This window comes from Flammeovirga sp. MY04 (assembly GCF_001682195.2).
In the GTDB taxonomy this organism is placed as follows: domain Bacteria; phylum Bacteroidota; class Bacteroidia; order Cytophagales; family Flammeovirgaceae; genus Flammeovirga; species Flammeovirga yaeyamensis.
The window spans coordinates 619918-642737 of sequence record NZ_CP003561.2 but is presented as its reverse complement, the minus strand read 5'-3'; the positions used below and the strand labels follow the sequence as shown (position 1 = coordinate 642737).

Here is a 22820-nt window from a genome sequence, read left to right as displayed (position 1 = left end):
ATTGTGTAAAGGCTAAGTTTAGCTATCATTTCATAATTATTTTACTTAGTCTTTTCTTATAATCAATTCAATTTTTTGAGATTTGGCCTCCCCTAAAAATGTTCGCTTTACTTTTCCTTTTTTCTTTCTGCCATTCCTATACGTCGCTTGTAAAGTGTAAGTTTGTTTTGACTTGACTTTCAAATCATCTGAATCAATGTCTTTATTAAAGTTTTGAATATGTTGATTTAGATCCACTAAAAGAAACTTCACATAAGATTTAGGTTTCACTTTAATAAACTCCACAGAAGTGACCCAAGTAGTATTCTCTTGGTGCATTGAAGCAAAGTCTGATGAAGGTTGTAGTTCTAATTTAACTAACGCTCCATCCCAAATTTCATTAAGTCCATTCGGAAGTAAGTTGCTTGTTAAATCAATATTTTTAGGGATAAATATACTTTTATTGGAATTATTTGAAAGCTTTAAATAAACAGGAAATTCTTTTCCTAGATAAAGAGTATCCTGAGTTATAATCAACTCAATCCCAATGATTGCATCTGCACCTTTCTCGGTTTGTTTTTCATTATTCTTTTGAGCAAACCCAGGAATTAAATGTAGAAAAGTAAATAATATAATTGAGATTAAATATTTCATCATTTTGTTAAAGTGTTAAGATGTTTCTTTTCTCCTCATATCAAATATTCTCCTTAAATTATGCGGACATTAAAGCAATATTCTCCGCAAAAATTAAATCACCTACAACACTCCTCTCGCCTTCAATTCCAAATACTTATTAATCGTATCTACAGTCAAATTCTCAGGTGTAGTCAAGATTGTTTGAATACCGTTTTGTTGTAACTGTCTAGCGATCATTTTCTTTTCTAAAATATTCTCCTCTTGAAGAGCTTTTAGATAGATTTCTTCCATAGAAGTCGATTTCTTTTTGATCTCTTCTTTAAGCTCGTTGTCTTCGAAGAAAATAACGACTAGTAAGTGTTTTTTGGCAAGTCTTTTAAGGTAAGGTAATTTTCGTTCTAGACTTTCTTTGTGAAGGATATTGGTAAAGAACAACAACATACTTCTATGCTTTATCTGATTCTTTAACAAAACACTCACCTTGGCAAAATCTGTTTCCATAAAACTTGGACTCAGATTATACAATTTTTCCATCACGTTCTGCATCTGACCCGAATTTCTTCTTGCTTTAAGGAAATTCTGACTCTGATAATCAAATGCTGTTAAACCAATAAGGTCTTGTTTTTTCTGAGCGATATGAAGTAATACCAAACTAGCATTGATAGAATAATCAAGCAAGGTCATACCATTAAATGGCATTTTCATGCTTCGTCCCATATCCAAAACGGTGTACACTTGCTGTGCTTTTTCATCTTGATAATGATTCACCATTAGTTGTTGAGAACGTGCAGTTGCTGTCCAGTTGATGCTTCTAAAATCATCTCCAGGAACGTATTCTTTTATCTGATCAAATTCTTTTTGCTGACCAACCTTTCTGACTTTTTTGATCCCGCCTTCGATATGACCTGTATGCAAGGCCATCAATTCAAACTTTTTCAGTTTCTGAAAAGATGGATATACTTTTACTGAAGTGATCTCGCAGTGTTGTTTTACTTTTCTGCGTACTAAACCAATTTTTGACTTTGCAAAAACAATCAAGTCACCAAAAAAATATTCCCCTCTTTCTGTTGGTCGAATAGTGTAGGTAAACTTATCGTCTTCTCCTTCTTTTAGAGTAGTTTTGAATCTTAAGTTTCTAAGCTGAAACTCTATCGGAGCCTCATCGATTACCTCTAGAAAAAGATGTTGTGCACTTCTGTTTTCAATATATACTTCTATCGGGTTATCCTCTCCGTTAGATAATCTTTCCGGAGTAGATCGGGTGGCATATACCTTCTTTTTAGTCGAAAATAACAGGTAAGTATCCATTATAAACAATAAAAAGAAGAGGATACCTATCAGGTTTACCACATTAAAAATGATGGGAAACAGATAGGACAATATATAGGCAAATACCAGCGCTACTCCAATAAAAAAGAAGCGATCTGAAAAGAATAATTGCTTGTAAAACTTCATAGTAATTATCTTGGAACAGCTACAGAATGCACCACTTTATCAATCAATCGGTCCATATTTTCTCCTTCCATTTCTTTTTCTGCGGTCATAATCAAACGATGTCTTAATACTGGTTTGATGACATAAGCGATATCGTCAGGAGTAACGAAATCTCTTCCTTGCAGACATGCCCAAGCTTTAGATGCGTTCAATAAAGCAACCCCCGCTCTAGGTGATGCTCCCAAATAGAAATCTGCTGTTGTACGCGTAGTACGAATCAGTTTAAGAATGTAATCGATGATCTCATCTTTTACGATCACTTTCTTCGCTAGATCTCTAAACTCTTTCAGCTTAGCTGGATTCAATTTATACTCTTCGGTAATTAAATTAGTTGGTTTTTCATGCTGATGGTGCATCATTAATACATCATATTCGTCTTGCTCGTCTGGATAGCCTAAATCAATCTTAAATAGAAATCTATCTAGCTGCGCTTCTGGTAATGGGTACGTTCCTTCTTGTTCAACTGGGTTTTGAGTACCAATAACTAAGAAAGGCTCGTCCATATCATATTTCTGACCATCATAAGTGATTTGTCGCTCTTCCATTACCTCGAAAAGAGAGGCTTGAGTTTTTGCAGGTGCCCTGTTGATTTCGTCCGTAAGGATAACATTACCGAAAACAGGACCTTTTCTAAATTCAAAAGAATTGGTGGCTGCATTAAATACATTCGTACCCAATACATCCGATGGCATTAAATCTGGAGTAAACTGAATTCTTGAATAATGTCCTTCGATCATATGCGCCAACGTTTTCGCCGTTAATGTTTTGGCTACACCCGGTACACCTTCCAATAAAACATGGCCGTCGGCTAATATAGCAGTAAGTAATAGGTCGATGGTTTTCTGCTGACCCTTCACTACTTTATTGATCCCTTCTCTAAGTAAATTTAATTCTTGGATTAACGTTGATGTATCAATTCTGTTTTCGAAGTTGTTGATAATATTATCTTCCATGTTTATTGTTCTTTTGAGTAAAATTCATCGATTAATTGATTGGCCCTTGTAAAGCCTGAAGCGGTCATAGGGTAGTTAATTTCCCTATCGACACAGACGAAGAGTGAACGTAATTCTTCTTCGTCAATACCTGTTCTAATGGCTAAAAGTTGGATATTTTGAGTATTATCCTCTTCATTAAAATCAAGGTAATGTTTGTTTCTAATATGATTAAACAAGAATCTTTTTCTTTTGATTAAGATTTTCTTGTTGTCGTTGGCGTTTAAGTAAAGCTGACTTATCGTTTTCACAAAAGCCATACTATCATTTTTAGGAGGTTCGATAGTAGGTATTGCTCTTTGCTCTCTTTTGGATTGGAATATTAAATAAACAAAGATCAAAAGCAATAATGTAAAAATACTTTCTTTTAGTCCTTGTTGGGCAAGTATTACTCTCAATGGAGTACTTTGTCCTTCTCTACCTAAAGTATAATATTCTGTCCTTACATATTCCCCTTCTGGTAATGCTTTCAGAATTTCGTTGACAAAAAGGTAGTTATCTTCATGAAGTAACGGAAAGTTACTAAGCACATTAGGCGTTGATAATAAAAAGAGATTACCCTCTCCAATTTTAGCATTCACAAATACATTTTGGTCATCATCGGTGCCTGCCAATCTTTCTACTGACGATGAATCACCAAAGGTGAAGTAATAGTGATAATCTATCGTTGAAAACTTTCCAATTACCCCATTCATTTCAAGGTCAACAGAATCAATCTTAGCCTCTGCATCTTCTTGATTATCAACATATTTTATATTGGTGAAATTGTATGTACCCTCTGCAAAAAGACGGAGTGTATCTAATAGATTATAATCAAAATGTTCTGCAGCAATAAATACATTTTTTCCTTTTTCAATTGCTTTATATAATTGATCATATTCAGTTTTATCAAGGGAAAATGAGGGTTGTATCAATATTATTCCCTTGTCCATAGATTTAGGAGAATCTAATAATTCATAGATGGTTAATCGTGAATTATCCACTTTCAAATTTAAATCTTCAGATTCATCTAAAAGTGTGGTTAATGCTTTCGTCCCATAAGGACTCTTAGCATTAGATTTATAGTGTTTTGTCCAATCAGTTTGGCTCTGATCTTTAAAGGTTAATGCTAAATACAACAGTACAACAACACCTAAAAAGATATGATGTTTTTTAAGCTTTTTCATGTTGTTTTACGGCTTGTTCAAAGTTTTGGTACATTCCTTCTAATTGATCACATATGGTTTGGTTTGCTTCAAATTCTCCATACCAACAATACTGAAAATATACCCCAATGTCTTGAAAGGGTTTTGAAATAAGGTTCGATTTTAGTTGAAAGATGATATCATTATGGTGATCAACCTTTTTAAGATTTATCAAATGCTTACGATCCAAAGTATCTATGGCCATCAAATAATATAATCGAACCACTTCATGATATTGATGTTGATGAATGGCATCTTCCAATTGTTGTTTTAAAGGAATAGTGTTTTCGCTTTTGGAATAAATATTTGTATCGTAGTTGTTGATTTTTTGTTCACTCTTAAAGACAATAACTCCTTGTTTCTTTAAAAATAGATATAATGCAAATAGCAATACCGAAATAGCGATACCCCATATTGTATAATCAATAATAGTACTTATTGTACTTCTTTCAATATCAGTATCTCTGAAAAAATCAGTTAAAATATCTACAATATATTGGATGAATTCATCCCACATATTGAAAATCTTATAGGGTGGGATATACTGGTAATCCGAATCATTTTTTAAACGATCTACTGTTTCTTTAGAAAATGCTCGTTCATTTGCTTTAAGTACTGTAGTCGTTAAAAAGAAGAGTAATATGGAATAATACTTACGCATTCGTTTGTTTTTTCGCTTGCTAAGCTTGTATTGCATCAAAAGTGGTTTTGTAGTGACGTTACAGTGCAACGTCACTACAAAACCACTATATTTTATAAAAATGACAGCTTTTTAGCTATCTAATTATCTTAGTCTAAAGCATTAAGATCCCTCATGATACTAGAAGCTTCTTTTTTCTCTTTTAATGAGAAATATTGTGTTGAAGTACCAATGTGATACGCTGATTTTACAATCGGTGAAATGATACCTACACCCATTGAGATAATTACAGCCACTAATTTAAATGCAACATTTAAAGATCCTTCATCAGAAAATTGGAAAAATGCTCCAACACCAACTAATCCAGCAGGAATAATCGTAAATACATAGTTGATACCAAATACAATTATACCTAAAATAAAGAAATAGAAAAATGTAGCCCACCAGTTACCGCTTACTAAATTATTACTTCTTGACATCGCTTCGGTAATTGATTTTTCTTCAAAAACAATCAAAGGTAATAGTACGGCCCAAGCTATTGCTAAAAAGAAGCCTGGAATAACAAAGAAAATCATACCGATAACAACACAGATACCGTATAATATTGATCCAAAAAATATTTTTGTTGTATATTCTTTCGCTTCATTATTAATTTCTACAGGAGAAAGATCTTTTCCATTAATATGTCCTCTAATTAAGACAAAAATATTTGCTGCTAACATAGCTGTGGCAATACTTTGTAAAATCCCACCAAACAATGCAAAAGTGGTAGATAAACCTGCTTCACCAGCAAAAAATAATTGTCCACCAGTTGAAATTCCAGAACCAATAACAGTCAAAGGAATAATCATTGTCAAACAAGATTTAAATATTTTTCTAAAGTTTTCTTTGAAGAAGGAAAAGGTAAAATCAATTTTGTCACCCAGGTCTCTCACCTGATTAAATTCGAATGTACGTTTCATGATAGATATTATAAATTATAAAAGTAAAGTGTTAGCTAAAAAAAGAGTTAGTTTTCTTTCATTTTCGATTGGTACACTTTGAAAGCATACCAAAAATAATAAAAAATTATGAAGGCCAAAGAGGAAAGGATAAAGAATAACCTTAAAGCTAAAGGCCATTCCACCTGTCGAGTAACAAATCCTTCTAAAAACCCTGCAATTATAAAAATAGGGACAAGACCAATTACGATCTTTAATCCACTTTTAGCACCATCTCTAAGACTTTGACTACGTTTTTTGTGTTTGGGAAAAAGAAGAGAATTTCCTAAAACAAACCCTGCCCCTCCTGCGAATACTATGGCAGTGATTTCTAATGTACCGTGGGTCCAAATACTTAAAAGTGATTCTTTAAGTACCCCATGTTCATAGAAAAAGTACTGGAAGGAACCGAGCATAATACCGTTACGGAATAATAAAAAACCTGTACCTAAACTAGTTAATATTCCTAAGACAAAAGCATAAAAAGCCACTTGAATGTTATTGAGTGTTATTCGGTAAAACATCTCAAAAGCACCTCCTGAGGCATATACATCCATAGGTTTGCCATTAGCGATGTTTTCTAAAGTCATATTTACATAACCATCTCCTAGAATAAGTCTCACAAATTCTTGATCGTGGTAAGCGGAAAACACTCCAATTATTGTACTCACTAAAAACACCACAAAAGCCCAGAAAATTTGCCTGTGATTTTTAGCCATTTCAAATGGCACTTCATATAACCAAAAGTCTTTAAATCTCGATTTCTTTTCCTTTTTAATCACATAAATCATTTTGTGATATCTTACCGCTAAATCATTTAGATAATAGGTAGTATCACTAGAAGGATAAAAAGTCTGTGCATAAGATAGATCTTCTGTCAGAGATTTGTAATTCGAGGCTAGTATTTCGGGTGAGGCATTTGCATTAATAGTCTCAGCTTCAATCTTTTTCCATTTATCCTGATTTCTAAGAATAAATATTGGTTCTTTCATAAAAAATAAGTTTGTTACTGCAATATAAGTATCCTATCAAAAAAATCTATATTTTTGATGTAGACTAATTTATTTTTTTAATTCTTTCAACATGTCATCAATATCATTTCAAAATAGTCAGAATGTAAATTTACGACTTCAAAAAGCAAATGTAACTAGCCGAATTTTAGCTTACCTTTTAGACTTAGTCATCTTATTATCGGCTTATCTTCTTCCTTTATCTCTATTTGCATACATAGAAGCAAAATTGGCCATTCAAATTTTGAGTGTCTTAATGGGGTTTGTGATTCTTGTCTATCAATATCTCATGGAAATATTTTTTGATGGACAATCCCTAGGAAAAAGTGCTCTAAAAATTAAGGTAGTTTCAAAGGATGGTACTCCATTAAGGGTTTCTCAACTGACGCTACGTTGGTTATTTCGTTTTGTAGATATTGCTATATCTAATGGTATGGTGGCCATTCTAACTATTATTTTGGGAGAAAAAGGACAAAGAGTAGGTGATATTGTAGCAGGTACAATGGTCATCTCTGAAAAGAAAAAAGTACGTTCTTCTGACTTAGAGATCCCAACCTTCCCAGAAGATTATGTTCCGGTTTTCTCACAAGCAGCCAATCTAACTGAAAAGCATGTAAAAGTGATTAAAAACTGCTTGAAACTTGATCTCTCTTATGAACATCGAATGGTCATTAAAAAAGTAGAAACAAAAATGATTGAAGATCTTGGTCTTGAGACCGAATTGCGAGATAAAAAACTATTAAAGCAATTGTTAGACGATTATTACTTCCATACAATATCAGTACAGAATCAAAATCATTTAATATAAATATAGAAAGAGGCATCCTAAATATTAAGATGCCTCTAGTTTCTAATACTACCTAATTAATTTGCTTAATTATCCTATATAAAATACATATACATCATTTTTATTGGTTCTCTTTTTTAGTCTTAGTCGTTAAAGGTTAATACTTTAATTCAAATCCTTTCACACGAAGTTCACTTCCCACTCCTCCTTTAAAATTCGCTCCATCGAAGCTCGAAGAGTACACTACAATAATGTGTGTTGGTTCACTGTCTATTGGTGCAAAACCGTGTTCTGGCATTCTTTCGTTAGCTGTCGATGGCATCATGAAAGGGGCTAAGTCGTTGTGGTTTCCATATAATAATGGCATGTTGATGGTTTCAAAATTCATCATCGTTTCGTCCGATCTGTACCATGCAGTAGCTAATCGATATCTTTTCTCGTTATCGCCACTCCCTTCTCTTACCTGAAGCAAAACATACACATCGCATTGATCTGGGCTTCCATCGTACAACTCTGGCATATATTGAATAGTCGTTTCAAAGCTTTTGGGTTGATCTGTAAATGGAATACCAAAATCAGTTCGTACATTGGTTAAACCACTTCCTTGAATATCTCCTACAAACAAAGATCCTGCAGCGACTACACCTAAAGCCGATGTTGTTTTCAAGGTAGTGTACTCATAGTTTTCTTCCGATGGAGAAGGATACACTGTTCTCACTCCAGTAGGAATAATCAAATCAGCCGCTCCAACATCACCCGTTCTCCATGGAGTGCCATCAAAATCTTCTCCTGGAATATTAAACTTTCTACTGTTGTTGGATTCATTGGCTTTTCTGCCTCCGTAATACCATGTTTTAAAATCAGAATACATAATCTGCTCTCCAATATTTTCAATTTCTCCATCATCGTACGTTACTTCTACTCTCCATTCTATGTCATCAAAAAGGAAAGTTACTTCTGATGAAAAATCATGTACATCAAATGGATATGGGAGAACGGGTACTTGTTCTGGTGAATAACTAAATTGTATCACATTTAAATTTTCAATATCCAAAGTATCTGATATCACCACTCGAATAATTCTATTGGACTGATCAATTTCTGATGAAACCTGTCCTTCAATTTCGAATTCATGCATAATGATATCAAAATCATCTTCAATAACAGTCACTGTCCAATCATAATCTTGATAAGTGGAAACTGTAAAAGTAACCGGTGAAGAAAAATCCATCAACTCTTCAATTTTTGGATAGATAGTCGCCTCTTCCGTCATCACTAAGTCAGTGATCTTTAATTGTGTTCTATCCATTCCAAAAGGCACTCTAATTTCTACCGTTTGGTTTTCTTGTGAAATGATCGCATTCCCATTCTGACCTTCAATTTGCAATGAAATAATTTCTCCGAAGATGTACGGATAAGGCACATCGTTTTTAATACATCCGCTTAAAGCGAATACAGCGATAACAATAGTAATAAGTTTTTTCATGAGTTTAGATAAATAAGGTTAATCCGATGTTTAATGAGAAAATGTCTAAGTTGAAATCAGCATTACTGGTTCTTCTTGAACCCGTACACACTTGATTTTCGATTTGTTCTGTCGATTTCATATTGAAACCAATCACATCCATCTTTACTTCCAATGCCAAGTTGTTATTGACAAACGCTACCATCCCTGGAGAAAGACCAATATTAAATTCGTGGGTTTTTGAGTACAATCCTCTGATATCGTGTGGCCCATCTTCCATATGCATACTTTTGGATTGACCATAGCCATAGGACAAACTCACTTCGTTGAATAAACCGAATCGATTTCCTTTTCCTAAGCTGATGTAATTTCTCATGAAGAAAGTAGAGTAGCTCATGTGAGCTTGTTCCGTCATGCCTTGCACAGATAAATTGATATCGTCCCCTAAATCCAGTTGTAGGTTATCGATTCTTAATTCTTGTCTTTGATAAGTCACACGACCACCAATTGCTAAATTGTCTTTTAGAAAGTAACCGAAAAATGGACTTACTTTTAAAGTATAACCAGCTCCATCCCATTTGTTCAAGATTAAAAACTGATAGTTGTCGTTTACATGTTCCGAGTAATTAAACGTGGCACCAACCATCCATTGTCCTTTTGGAATAAATGTTCTATTGGTAATTCCTCTATCATAATGAGGTTCTTTGTCACCCCCTCCAGCGTATACACATGTTAGGCTAAAGGCGAATAATAAAGTGAGATAGATTGATAATGTTTTCATGATTGATAGATTTATGCAGTAGCTTTTAATTTGTAATTCTTAATTTTTTCTTTTCTTGACTTTTTTAAGGCTTTCCATTCTTCCCTTTTTGTACAATATTGGTAATTCACTTTTCGCATTCGAACCACCGCTTGGGTAATTGGTATGGGCGAAACGATGAGTACTACAGGAGCGGCAAATACTCCCATACATAATGCTCCTACTCCCAGCACCTGAGAAGTCCTGGCTTTCTTGTGTTTTATAGTGTGGAAATACTTCAGTACATCTTCTTCCAATTCTTGAATTTTGGCATATTCTTCCATGAAATCTGCCGTTTTTTCGTAAGTCCTTAACGATTCATATCTGATGTATTCGATATCACTTTTTTCGATAAACATCACTTGCTTGTTTCGTACATAAGCAAACCGATCTTCTGAGCTAAATCGCTTTCCTTTTTTCCATTCCTTTTTGGATACAGAAACCATTTGATCATCCTTTAGGTGAATATTAATATTATCCGCTTCTGTTGGAATAGAGATGGCTGAAGCGATTGCTTGTATAACAATAATTGACATGAGATAGATATTGATGAAGTAGAGATGATGATTATTTCACCTTAAATAAAATGCTATACAATGCTGGAATAAAGATCAAAGTGATGATGGTTCCGAACATTAATCCAACCATAATAGTCACCGCCATTGGCTCCCAAATAGCACCACCACCCAAGTACAATGGAATTAAACCAAGTACAGTTGTGAAAGTGGCCAAGATGATGGGTCTAAACCTTTGCAAACACGCATCGATTACTGCCTGTAGAGGGGCTTTTTTCAACTCTTTTTCCTCCACTTCTATTCGTTCGATCAAGACGATGGCGTTATTAATTACAATCCCTGCTAGAGAGATAATTCCTAAGAAAGCCATGAATCCGAAAGGTACTTGGAAGATCAATAAACCGATCACCATTCCGATCACACCTAATGGAATCGTTAATAGAATGATGGTCATTTTTCTGAAAGAATTGAACTGCATTACTAACAGCATTACGATGATGAAGGCCGATAGAGGAAGGTAAGTAAATACCGCTCCCATGTTCTCTGCACTTTCCTCGGCATCGCCACCTAAAGAGTAAGTGTAACCTGCTCCCCAGTTTTCTTGATCTTGATATAACCAAGGCTTAATTGTTGCCATAATGTTGTTGGCATTTCCATCCTCAGTCAACTCACATTCTACAGTGATTGTACGTTTTAAATTCTCTCTCTTAATCTGAGTATATTGCCACACAGGAACAATCTCTGCTACCTGATTTAGTGGTACACTTTTCCCAGAATTCTGACTGTACACATTGGCCGTTTTTAAAGCTGATAATGATAAATCAGAACTTTCAATGCTTTGCAATAAAATCGGAATAGACTTCTCCTCTTCTCTAAATTCTCCCGTTCTAAATCCATCCAATATCGTTTGAAGGGACACCGCAATATCTTGGTTGGTCATACCCGCCGCTTGTGCTTTGCTCTGATCAATTTCGATCACAAACTTCTTTCCTTTTGGACCCCAATCGTCCTTCACGTTTTTCGTTCCTTCTACAGACGACAGCTCTTTTCTGATATTTGCAGCAATCTTTTGCAACTGATCTGGATTATTTCCTGATACTTTGATTTCGATCGGAGCTCCACCACTACCTGCACCCAATAATCCGACTTTCACATCTGCATCTGGGAAAGTCAAGAAACTGTACTCATCAATCTTTTTGATTAACTCGTTATTGATCAATTGATCTGAAGTATTTACTAAGATATGAGCATAGTTGGCATTTGGCTCATCCGCAGTATAACCTAAATCATAAGACGATGGTCCTTCTCCTATAAACGATGTCCAAGAAGTGATGCCGTCTTTATTATCTTCACCTACCATCAATTCCTCATTGAAGAACGTTTCTAACTCTCCAACTACTTTCTGAGTGGCCTCAATTCTAGATCCTTGTGGCAAATTGATGTCGATCGTGATCATATTTCTATCACTATCCGGGAAGAATAATACTTCCAATAATCCAAATCCTAGTAATGAAGCGATGAACATCATAGCCACACTAACGACTACCGATTTTTTGTATTTCAATGAGATCATGATCACTTTATGGTAACCTGATTTCAAGGCATCAATCATACGATCTAAGAACTTCTTTTTTGTTTCACCTTTAGGTTGCACTTTTAAGAAGTACACACATAAAAGGGAGATGATACTCAAAGAAATCAACCATGATGATATTAAGGCAATAGTAATTACTGAGAAGATAGGCCCCATGATATCACCCATAATCGATTCGGCCATGTAGAACGATAAGAAAGCCGCTGATGTCGTTAAAGTCGAGATCAATAATGGATAGAATAATTCTTGAACGGAGTCGATGGCTGCCTTTTTCACTTCAATGCCTTCTTCCATTTTTACCATGATGGATTCCGCCACTACAATACCGTTATCGACCATCATTCCTAATGCCATAATCAAAGCGGCTAGAGAGATTTGGTTGATACCTAAATCAAATAACCCCATCACCATGAAAGTGGCGATTGATACCATTGGAATTAAGCTGGCAATAACTAAACCTGTTCTCATGCCTAAGAAGATCAACATCACTGCTAAAACAATCACGACCGATTGGATCAAGTTCCCTTCGAAATCAGTTACTTTGTGCTCGATGTAATGATCTAAAGAAGACAATCTCATCACTTCCAAACCGATTGGTAATTCCTCTTGATATTGTGCTAAAACCTGATCAACTTCTTGACCCAAATTCAAAATATTTCTGCCTTCTTTTAAAGAGATATGCAAGGATACTCCCTTCTTTCCTTTGATCTTCACAATTTGCTTTTGAGGATAGATATACCCCTTTTCAATCGTTGCCACATCAGATAGTGAGATGACGTTTCCGTTGTTTCCCACCGGAATCAACATATTTCTAATGTCTTTGATATTGTTGAAGTTACCTGATGGCTCCAAGACAATTCTTTCATTCTGAAGATTGATTTCACCACCTGTATTCAAAATGTTTGTCGAGCTAATCATTTGCTCCAAACTACTTGATGTTAACCCGTAGTTTTTCAACTTCGCATTATCAAATTTGATAAATACACGCTCTTCTTGTTCCCCGTTAATTTCTACTTTAGCCGCATCTTCCAAGCTAATCAAGTCGTTTCTTAGACGATCAGCATATTTCTTTACATCTGCATAAGAGAAACCATCACTTGTAATACCCACAGCAATACCGAAAACTTCACCGATTCCATCGTCTTGCAACTGAGGGTAAACGTTAGAAGGTAAGTCAGACATTTGATCCAACTTTCTTCTCAAACGATCCCATACCGGCTGAAGATCTTCTGGAGCCACGTCCATTTTCAACTCCACAGTTACTACCGAAAGTCCAGTTCTAGAATCACTTGTCACCTTCTTTAATTCAGGTAATTCTTGAGCAATTTTTTCAATTTTATCCGTCACTAATTCCTCTACTCTATCTGGACTTGCCCCAGGAAAAGAAGCTACAATCGTTGCGACTCTTACCGTAAATGGAGGCATACTATCTCTAGATAAAGATTGGTAGAAAACCATTCCCATGATCATAACCACGGCTAAAACACTAAGAACAATACGGTTCTTTTCGATGGAGAATTTGGCGAAATTTATCATTGTATTAAAAATATGTAGGTAGTAATAAGAATTAGAGAGATTAAAGTTTTACAGTTTGACCTTGAATAAGCGTCTGCAATCCGGCTGTGATAATCAGCTGACCTTGCTCGATTCCGTCTGTGATTAGAATACCTTCGTCGGTTAACTCACCCACTTGAACATATTCTTTTCCAACAAGACCCAAGTCGTTTTTACGATCTTTAATGAAGTAGACAAAATTTCCTTTTTCGTCTTCACCTACCGCACTCAAAGGAAGCACGATATTATAATCTGAAGCCAAATCACCTAAGTTGAATTTTACTTCTGCTGCCATTCCTGGGTGAATAGAATTAGTTGGATTTTGAATCCTAATTTTCACAGGGAAAGTAGCGTTTTCTTTGTTGACAATAGGTGATACTTCGATTACTTCACCTTTCAATTTTTCATCAATTGATCTGAAATTTAAGTAGGCTGTTAAACCGTTAGTAATTTCATTTATGCTGCTTTCTGATACCCCAACCACAACATTCATTTCATTACCAGCATTTAGTACCATCACTTTCTGACCAGAACTTACTGTTTCGTTTAAATTGGCTTCTACTTCTGCTACCACCGCATCTTTTGGAGCATAGATATAACCGTTTAAGATTTGCTCTTTATCGATGGCTAACTTTCTTTCTGCCGATGTTAACTGATTGGTAGCATTCTCGTAAGCATTCTTCACTGTTTCGTACTTACTTAAAGTGTAGTTGCCTTGTTCATACAATTTGCGACCTCTTTCGTATTCCGATTTAGCCGTGAACATTTCTGATTTTGCTGCATTTAATGCCGCTAAAGATTGCTCGTAAGAAAGCTGGGCTTGGATGTTGTCCAATTGCATCAACAACTTACCTTTCTTAACTTTTTGTCCGACCTTCACTAATTTCTTCGTGATAATACCGTTATTTCTAAAGCTTAACTCCATTTCCTGGTCAGCAGTCGCTTTTCCACTATAAATTGTATTGTTGCTTAATGTGGTATTTTTTACTTCAGTGTATCTTACCGATCGAATGGTTTCTACAGTTTCTTGTTTTTCTTCCTGACACCCAGTATTAAAAATAAACGCAGTAAGGAATAGAGATATCATGGTAATATTTTTCATAATTTCTTAAGATCTAGGATGATTAATTATTTGAGATGAATTGTTCTGCACGAGCGAAAAAGGCTTGGTTGTTTTCTTCTGAGTTCAATAAGAAGTAGTAACCAATCGCACGTTGAATTTGAAGTGATACGATAAAGTAATTGTACTGAGCAGTAGTAAAAGCTAGCTCATTTTCTAACAAATTATTCTGTGCATCAATCAGTTGGATGACTGGAATAATACCGTTAGCGTATTCACTTTGAGAGATTTTCAAGTTCTCTTCTGCCACTACTTTATTGGCTTTAGAGATTTCGATGTTGGTCATTTCATTGATCAAAGCAATGATGTATTCATGTACCAACTTCTCGATATTTTGCTCATAGTCATTCTTCTGAACCGCTAACTGATCCATCTGAATTTTCGACTTCTGTTGTTTGATATTTCTCGTATTCTGTTGAAAAATCGGAATCGAAACATTCAAACCAACATTGTAATTATTTAGCGGAACACTTGGGAAGCCTGCCGGCATATTTACCCCTGCTCCTTCTCTTAACAAGAACTGATTGTATTGTCCTTGTAAAGCTACTGTTGGGATAAAACGACCATTTTTATTGAGTTTATAATTACGTTCAACCGATTCTTTATTGTACTGTAAACTAGAAAGTTCAGGTGAGTTTACAATGGCTTCTTCGATAAAGAATTCTGTAAGTAGAAAACGATCTTTGGGTTGATCTAAAAGCAACATCAAATCCTCGTATTCTTTATTGTTCTTTTGAGCTCCTAAGAGTAAGCTATCTTCCAAAATTAAACGCTCCTCCATGGGTAAGTTCAGTAATTTATTCAACATCAAATGAGATTGGGCTACTGTATTTTTTGCTTCAATCATTCCTTGAGTGTTTTGGGCTAACTGACTTTGGAATCTCAATACATCTGATTTTCCTCCTACACCCAATGCTAAATTTTCTTCCGACAATTTTAAGTTTTCCTTCGTTAACTGAAGGTTTTTAAGTTGAATGCTTTTGTTGGCTTCGTAGATCAACGTATTGTAATAAGCCATACCAACTTCCAGTACTTGATCCAATTCCAATGCATTAAAATCTTCTTTTTGTGCTTCTAAAGTCAACTTCGATATTTTGATGTTGGCCGATGCATCTGCTGAATAAATTGTTTGTTTTAATTGCACATTACCAATAGCGTTATACTCTGGATTTTGTCCGAAAGACAACTCTGCCATTTCCTCATTCACATAGTTTCCTGCAGCATTCACTCCCACTTCAGGAAGATAATTTGATTTAGATAACCTCACCTCTTGATCTTTGATTTCGATTGATTTTCTTTCCGATTCCAATCTTAAGTTCTGATGTAACATCATGCTCATCAAACTTTTTAAAGAGTAACTGTGGTCGTCGTTTTCAAAATTCGACTGCATGAAATTGTATTTCACTAACTCGCTATTCTTAAAAGTGATACCCACATATTCAGCGACTTCTAGATTGACAGTCAACCCATTTTCATAATTGATTTCTACTGGGAGATCAGCTAAATTTTGACCCAATGTTATTGCCTCTATAGTTAAAGCAATTCTTCTGAAGATCTGATCGAAATTGATGTTTGGTTGATTGGTAGCCATCACTCCTAATTCAAGATCACTAATACCGTAACCAGATAAAGAAGGCAACTTCAAACGGTTCGTCTCTTTGATGACATTTTCGAAATCTTCTTCCGATAATTGAGATGTACTGTTGAAATAAACAGCATCTACATCAGCAGGAATTTCTAATGTTTTTGTGTCTTTATGTATGGTGATTAACAAATACTCTTTATCAGTTAAGATTTCATCTAACTTTTCCTTGACTGGAAAGGCTTCTAAAAGATAATCATCTACCACAACACCTAATTTTTGATAATCATATAACGAGGAGAATGATTCGACATCGTTAGTAATTGAAAAGGGAGTAACGAAATAAGTAAAGTTATCTACACCAGAAGTTTTCGCTTGGTTTGGAATCTCCACAAAGTCCTGATTCACGAAACCTGCTAAAATTGTTGGAACTGTAAAATCGATGTATTCTTCGTAGAACATTAATGCATTTGTTGGTCCAAATGCAACGATTACATCACATTTTTGATCTACTAGACTATCGTACTGTGACTTCGCTAAATCTGTATTATATGTATTGAAAAGCACATTAGCGAATTCTACATCATATTTATGATCTAATAAAGATAAGATTTCAGACCTTAGTTTTACACCCAAAGAATCTGATTTTAACGATTTTACTTCAGCTAAAATACCAACTTTGAACCTCTCTTGTCCTAAAAGGATAGAGCTATAAAAGAGAATGAAACCAATTAGTAAGATATTTTTCATGATTGAGATTGATTTAGTTTCCTTTTTTGGAAACAATTAGGCAATAGGATTCCGCTTTATGTCTAAAATGACAAAAAAGTGATTGAAATTAGATAGATTTAATTAATAATGGATCACTCAATTAGTAAGTGATGATAATAGCAAAGATGGCTATAACAACCATGGGCAAATAGAGTTTCACCCAGAACTTTATTTTTTCGTACATAATTTATATTTATTATGTTTCCGCAAAAGGAAACCAGATTTAGATAGCAATTGATAGATCACTGAAATATTCTATTTTATTTTTTGTAATACTTATCGTTTAATTGTAATAAAGAAGTAATTACACCTGAGTTAAACTGTATAGTTTTTTCAATGAGATCATCAATTTCTTTATTACTTTCTGAAGTTCTAAACTCCATTAACCTTCTGATCTGAGTATTCTGATCCATCAATCCACTTACGACTAACTTAATGTATTCTTCCACTCCATGAGCATCTAAATAAAACAAGCGCTTTCTTGAAGAATTCGGGTCTTGGATAAAGTTCACTCTTCTAACAGCAATCAAGATCTTAAGCATTTTACTTACAGCTCCTTTTGAGGAATCAGCCAATTCGATAATATCTTCGAAAGTAAGGTACTTATCGTTTGATATATAGAATACCCCAATAATTCTGATTGCTAATGGTGGTAATCCATCGAATTTAAATGCTTTCACAAACTGTTCTAATGCTTCTTTCTTATCCATTTTATAATTACTGTTTTGATTTAATCTTTTGAAGTTTCCAGTTTAAGAAACAAAAATAACATGATTAAATCAATTTTTAAACTCTTCTACCTTCTATTTTTGAGTATTTTACTCAGACTAATATTTAAAATTGATATTTTTTTCATTTTTGATAGCGATTGAGATTAATAATTTTTTCTTGAAGTAACTTAACAATACAAAGATGAAAATTAGTTTCCATACAAAGAAACTTAAGTAAACTTCATTAACAAATTATTTTATTTTTTGATTTTCATATCATTAAAATTATGTAGCACTAAATTATTAATAATTAAAATCATATTGTTTCCTATTTTGGAAACTTATGATACAAATATGAAATTTAGTTTCGTAAAAAGGAAACTTCATTCGTATGCGTTAACAAAAAGAGTTGAAATTGGGTTATTCACTCTCATATAATGGTCAATATTTAGGGGCGATTAACTGACTTTTTCCAATTAAGTTTTTATCTAAGTAATAATAATAGTATTTTTAAGTCATTGATATTCAACTCAAAAAACTAATACATGAAAAACTTAACTATTTTTCTCTTCACTATATTCGCTCTTTCATCATGTGGAACGGGCAGTTCAAACGCCTCTAAAGAACAAATGACCGGGAATGACAAAGATGCTCATGGCTGTATTGGTTCAGCTGGATTTACGTGGAGTGAAACCTACCAAGAATGTGTAAGAGCTTGGGAAGTGGGAACCACTTTAAAACCTCTAGACTCTAAATCAACATCAAATGCGTATGTGATTTTAAGTCAAGATCATTCTAAGGTAGAATTGTTTTTACCAGATTCTAGATCATCTGTGATGTTAGAATCTGAAGATCATGAGGTATTCGTTTCTACTAAGTATGAATACCATGTAGATAATCACCACCTAAAGATTGATGGGAAATTGACCTATCAGTAAAAAATAAAATAATGAAAACGGCACCTTAATAATTTGATTAAGGTGCCGTTTTATATTATGCATAGCCACTCCTAATAATTTGATGGTATATTTTATAAAGAAGCTCTCCTTTTCATCACAAATGGCACTTTTACACTCTCCAATTTTTTGTTGATGATCTGAGAAGCAGCAATTTTCCCCATATCTTTAAACGAAGAGGTGATGATGGTAATTCCTCCTTCCAAAATTTCTTTTAATGGAGAATCGTTATAAGAAATCAACCCAATATCTTTTCCTAATTGCCAATTATTTGTTCGACAATCTTTGATGATATTGGCGAGATCTTCGTCTATAGTTACGATATATAAAGTGTTATTTTCAATATCTCCCTCATTAAAATTTGAGCTCACTTTATAACTCAAATTAAAGTGCAAACAGAATCTCACAAAACCCGACCAAATATCTTGTAACGATCGTGAACTATCTTTTGCAATTACTAAATGCAATTGATCGAATTGTACAATAGGTTTTATATTTTGTTGAAGTGTATTGAATATGTCTTCAGAAAAATCTTCGTAAACACTCGGAATTTCTTCACTTAAATTACTTTCTGCCCTACCCAATAAAAGTAACTGATTGGATGGAATTAATTTTAATACTTTTTGTACTTCCTGATCGGATACTTTTTTGAAAATCGGAATGATCACGAAGTAGTGGTAATTGTTCTTCTGTTCTTGGATGATCTTTTCTAGATGGGATAGATTCCCATCGTGTAAAAGAAGGTTGGTTTCAATATGATCTTCAGATGTTTTTGTGAAAGATTCGTACAACTTCTTTTTTGAAACACTCATCTTATTAAAAATCAAAAGCACTTTTATTTTCCCTAATTCTGGGCTGTTCATCACAAAAGTACCTTTGCCTCTGACACTTACGATATAATGCTCTTCTTTTAGAATCTTATAAGCTTTTTCAATTGTGTCTTTGGAAACATCAAGATCAACGATCAATTCATTAAAAGAAGGCATACGATCTTCAGCCTTTAAAACTCCTAATCGAATTAGTGCCTTAAAAGTATTACTGAGTTGAATGTATTTGGGAGCATTGTGTTTACCTTCTTCTTTAAAAATCGTCGATAATTGTTCGATCATTTTATTTTCGTTAGAGTAGATCTGTTGTGTTATTTAATTTGATATCAAAATTAACGATAAAACTGATAATAATAGGTATAAATGACACATAATCCTCACTCTTCAGACATGAAATACAAATGTTTTAATTTCTCCTTTTAAGATTTTCGATATGTAATTCTTGAATAAAGATATTTTTGTCCATTTCACTCTTTAAAAACTATACTTTTAATAAGAATATCCTATAATTATCACCCATTTGAATAAATTATGTAAACGAACCCTTCATATTTTTTTAACCTTAAAAGTATAGGTATAACTTTGTAGCATCATTTTTAGTAAAAAGATATTTCATTGGAAAAAATAGCAAAATACTTAAAAGAAGATAATGAATCTGTAGAAGGTATTAAGACCCTTTTAGGTAGCATTATTACAAATTGGGCTGCTCTTCAAAAGGAGTTATTGATTGAAACTACAGAGACAATTAATGATCAGGTCTTAAGCTTCATCAACAAAGTTGATGAAAAGGTGAATATGGAGGAGGCCGAAGGTATTGATGATCAAGTATATGTATCATTACAAAAGCTTTCGGATCGTATCAACAAACAATACGATGTCATTTTGAATCCTTATTTCAAAAAGAAGGGTATCACAGATGAAATGGATCAACCTTTGGAGATCAGAGATTTTACCAATCTTCTTATTCTTATTGACTCTTTATTGATGCACTATGATATTGAAGTGTATGATGAAGACAAAGATCTAAATGTCAAAGTTTTTGTTGAAGGGAAAATTGCTCAAAAACAGTTTGGTATTAAAAACTTCCTTGCAAAAACAGTAGGTAAATTCTTGGTAATTGCTAACAACAATAACATTAAGTCGTATGATGATCAAGCTCTTAATGATAAATTAGCCAACTACAAGAAACAAATTTTTGCTAAAGCTATGTTCTTGATATTCAATGTGAGCTGGCTACCTAAAGAAAGAACGTATAAAAACACATTGGTGTTGAATATGCTTCATTCTATGGAATTAGGAAATGAGGCAGAAGATTATGGCGATATCATGGCGGTAATTCTTTCTTATACTCAGAAAATCAAGAATTTAAATCCTGACGTTGTCAGAGAATGCACCAATTTCTACGAGTACTACTTACCAAAGTATTTGGATTGGAAAAAATTAGAAATAAAAGAAAGAACTTTCTTACCTCTTAGTCAAATTGAAGAATATAATATTCTATTTGCTAAAAAATTAGGTTTCTACACGGTTGATATTGTACAAAGTAATGGTAATAGTGATATTATTAGAGCTGGGTACCCTCTTGTAAAGGATCATTTTGTTTGGGAAAATGTCCCAATGGGTGATAAATCGAAGAAGGTAGTTATTTATCAATAGAATGAAAGTTTTCCTACTACTCAAGTATTGAGAAAAAAATAGGTCGTTACATTGTAACGACCTATTTTTTTGGAGTTCGCAGCTCCATTTTATTTAAACGACTTCTAATGCATTAGAAGGAATAAATTCAGTGAAATTATACGCATACTTACTTCTAATTTCTTCTGATGATTCATCAAACAAGAAGAAGGATGCACCTAAAACCGTTGTTTCCTTTTCTTGGATTGTTTTCACTTTTAGATCTGTTGCATTGGCTTTAAGCTGATTCCAATGTGCATTTCTTGCTCCACCACCCACAACGGTAATTTGATCTATCTTGAAATTACTTACCTCTTCCAGAATATCAATTGCTTTTTTGAGTTGCTGAGATAGACTTCTCATACAAGAATTGAAAATATCACCTCTATTGTTTAATAGATCAAGATTAATTAAGTTAATCTTCTGATTTGGTTGAAGTTTCGGTACATAAAAATCTTCTTCCACTTCCGATTTTAATGCTTCCTTGATCATGACTTCATAGACCTCATCTAATGGAATATCTTTAAAGAAAGTATTTTTTACCCATTCAATATTTGCTGAAGCCATCCATTGTAAACCGATATTATATTTCCCCTTTGCAGGATCAAATTCTACGGTGATACCATGTTGTGCTAAGGCTGCGTTTAAATTAACTTCTGATGCTTGTACCATTAATATCTCCCAAGTACCAGAACTTAATACCGCATTTTTAAGGTCTACTCCTGCTCCAAATAAAGCAAATTGAGTATCATGACCTATACTTTTTACAGGAATATTTATTGGTAAACCTAACATTGCAGCGGCTTTTCCGTTTAGTTTTCCCACTTCCTCTCCTGCATATTTCATTATAGGGAAAAGAGATCTATCTAATTCCAACTTCTCTAAAATCTCAGCATCAAAATCTTGGGTTTGAAGATTGCAAAGCTGAGAAGTACCTGCCATTGTATGATCAGTATAGAACTCATTGGTCAATTTATAACCGATTAAAGAAGAAATAAATAACCAATGCTTCGCCTGATCGATCGTTTCTTTTTGATTTTCTCTATACCATATCAATTTATTGATGGTATTGAAGCTGAATGCACCTACTCCTGTTTTTAGCAATAACTCTTCTGAAGAAAAGTACTTATTGATATTTTCAAGAATTGGAATTGTTCTTTGGCATTTCCAAGAGATGACAGGACTAAGTAACTCGCCTGTTTCATCAACAAAAGCTCCATCCACCCCAAACGTACTGATTCCAATACTTGCTATTCTATTTGGATCAATACTTTCTACGACTTTCTTTGAACAAAAACTCAATTTGTCCATCATTTCGTCGATATCCCAAATAGTATATTCCTCATTTAAAGGATCAGGTCTTGAAGTACTATTGATGGCAAACTTTGCGACTACTTCACCCTGTTTGTTTAATACAATTGTTCTGATGTTGGTTGCACCACAGTCAAGAACTAATGCCAAGTCTTTTTCCATTTTGCTTTCTTTTTAGTAAGATTCAGAAACCTCAGTCTCACATAGATGATGCCCACGGTTGAAACCGTGGGTTGGTAA

19 protein-coding genes are annotated in these 22820 nt (G+C 34.0%); 3 read left to right on the top strand and 16 right to left on the bottom strand.

Annotated features, from left to right (window positions below; translation table 11 throughout):
* Positions 1-45 precede the first annotated feature (45 nt).
* The 7 genes from MY04_RS22510 to MY04_RS22480 form a co-directional block, all read right to left on the bottom strand.
* Complete coding sequence (locus MY04_RS22510; RefSeq protein ID WP_158297858.1) at positions 46-636, bottom strand: hypothetical protein; 591 nt, start codon at positions 634-636, stop codon at positions 46-48.
* 99 nt (positions 637-735) lie between these two features.
* Positions 736-2070, bottom strand: a complete 1335-nt coding sequence (locus tag MY04_RS22505) for a DUF58 domain-containing protein (RefSeq protein WP_066214587.1) — start codon at positions 2068-2070, stop codon at positions 736-738.
* A gap of 5 nt (positions 2071-2075) precedes the next feature.
* Positions 2076-3062, bottom strand: a complete 987-nt coding sequence (locus MY04_RS22500) for an AAA family ATPase (protein WP_066214585.1) — start codon at positions 3060-3062, stop codon at positions 2076-2078.
* A gap of 2 nt (positions 3063-3064) precedes the next feature.
* The gene (locus MY04_RS22495) at positions 3065-4267 is read right to left on the bottom strand and encodes a DUF4350 domain-containing protein (protein WP_066214583.1); all 1203 of its coding nucleotides are present in this window, start codon (positions 4265-4267) and stop codon (positions 3065-3067) included.
* Positions 4254-4946 carry a hypothetical protein gene (locus tag MY04_RS22490; protein ID WP_066214581.1) on the bottom strand — a complete coding sequence of 231 codons (693 nt, stop codon included), beginning with the start codon at positions 4944-4946 and terminating at the stop codon, positions 4254-4256. The genes MY04_RS22495 and MY04_RS22490 overlap by 14 nt, the downstream gene beginning before the upstream one ends.
* A gap of 128 nt (positions 4947-5074) precedes the next feature.
* Positions 5075-5887, bottom strand: coding sequence for a glycerophosphoryl diester phosphodiesterase membrane domain-containing protein (locus MY04_RS22485; RefSeq protein WP_066214578.1), 813 nt, complete (start codon positions 5885-5887; stop codon positions 5075-5077).
* 47 nt (positions 5888-5934) lie between these two features.
* A complete protein-coding gene (locus MY04_RS22480; RefSeq protein ID WP_066214576.1) occupies positions 5935-6897 on the bottom strand; it encodes a stage II sporulation protein M in 963 nt (320 codons plus the stop codon).
* A gap of 91 nt (positions 6898-6988) precedes the next feature.
* Here MY04_RS22480 and MY04_RS22475 point away from each other — a divergent pair, with 91 nt between their 5' ends.
* Entirely contained in the window at positions 6989-7723 is a 735-nt protein-coding gene (locus tag MY04_RS22475; RefSeq protein WP_066214574.1) for an RDD family protein, read from the top strand.
* 136 nt (positions 7724-7859) lie between these two features.
* Here MY04_RS22475 and MY04_RS22470 read toward each other — a convergent pair whose 3' ends face one another.
* The 7 genes from MY04_RS22470 to MY04_RS22440 all read right to left on the bottom strand — a co-directional run bounded on the left by MY04_RS22470 (position 7860) and on the right by MY04_RS22440 (position 17812).
* The gene (locus tag MY04_RS22470; protein ID WP_066214569.1) at positions 7860-9188 is read right to left on the bottom strand and encodes a PCMD domain-containing protein; all 1329 of its coding nucleotides are present in this window, start codon (positions 9186-9188) and stop codon (positions 7860-7862) included.
* 4 nt (positions 9189-9192) lie between these two features.
* Positions 9193-9948: a hypothetical protein gene (locus MY04_RS22465; RefSeq protein ID WP_066214568.1), complete on the bottom strand. Its 756-nt coding sequence runs from the start codon at positions 9946-9948 to the stop codon at positions 9193-9195.
* A gap of 11 nt (positions 9949-9959) precedes the next feature.
* Complete coding sequence (locus tag MY04_RS22460) at positions 9960-10502, bottom strand: hypothetical protein (protein WP_066214566.1); 543 nt, start codon at positions 10500-10502, stop codon at positions 9960-9962.
* Positions 10503-10533: 31 nt separating this feature from the next.
* Positions 10534-13611, bottom strand: a complete 3078-nt coding sequence (locus MY04_RS22455; RefSeq protein ID WP_205960548.1) for an efflux RND transporter permease subunit — start codon at positions 13609-13611, stop codon at positions 10534-10536.
* Between the two features lie 40 nt (positions 13612-13651).
* Positions 13652-14731: an efflux RND transporter periplasmic adaptor subunit gene (locus MY04_RS22450; protein ID WP_084006074.1), complete on the bottom strand. Its 1080-nt coding sequence runs from the start codon at positions 14729-14731 to the stop codon at positions 13652-13654.
* A 22-nt stretch (positions 14732-14753) separates the two neighbouring features.
* Positions 14754-17081: a TolC family protein gene (locus MY04_RS22445; protein WP_066214564.1), complete on the bottom strand. Its 2328-nt coding sequence runs from the start codon at positions 17079-17081 to the stop codon at positions 14754-14756.
* Positions 17082-17362: 281 nt separating this feature from the next.
* On the bottom strand, positions 17363-17812 hold the full coding sequence (locus MY04_RS22440; protein WP_066214562.1) for a MarR family transcriptional regulator: 450 nt from the start codon (positions 17810-17812) through the stop codon (positions 17363-17365).
* A 545-nt stretch (positions 17813-18357) separates the two neighbouring features.
* On the opposite strand from MY04_RS22440, the gene MY04_RS22435 reads away from it, so the two are divergent.
* Entirely contained in the window at positions 18358-18750 is a 393-nt protein-coding gene (locus MY04_RS22435; protein WP_158297857.1) for a hypothetical protein, read from the top strand.
* A 92-nt stretch (positions 18751-18842) separates the two neighbouring features.
* On the opposite strand, the gene MY04_RS22430 is transcribed toward MY04_RS22435, so the two are convergent.
* Positions 18843-19877 carry a GntR family transcriptional regulator gene (locus tag MY04_RS22430; protein ID WP_066214558.1) on the bottom strand — a complete coding sequence of 345 codons (1035 nt, stop codon included), beginning with the start codon at positions 19875-19877 and terminating at the stop codon, positions 18843-18845.
* 333 nt (positions 19878-20210) lie between these two features.
* On the opposite strand from MY04_RS22430, the gene MY04_RS22425 reads away from it, so the two are divergent.
* The gene (locus tag MY04_RS22425; protein ID WP_066214556.1) at positions 20211-21251 is read left to right on the top strand and encodes a hypothetical protein; all 1041 of its coding nucleotides are present in this window, start codon (positions 20211-20213) and stop codon (positions 21249-21251) included.
* Positions 21252-21344: 93 nt separating this feature from the next.
* Here the strand turns inward: MY04_RS22425 and fucK are convergent, their stop codons facing one another.
* The gene (fucK, locus tag MY04_RS22420) at positions 21345-22742 is read right to left on the bottom strand and encodes an L-fuculokinase (protein ID WP_066214554.1); all 1398 of its coding nucleotides are present in this window, start codon (positions 22740-22742) and stop codon (positions 21345-21347) included.
* Positions 22743-22820 lie beyond the last annotated feature (78 nt).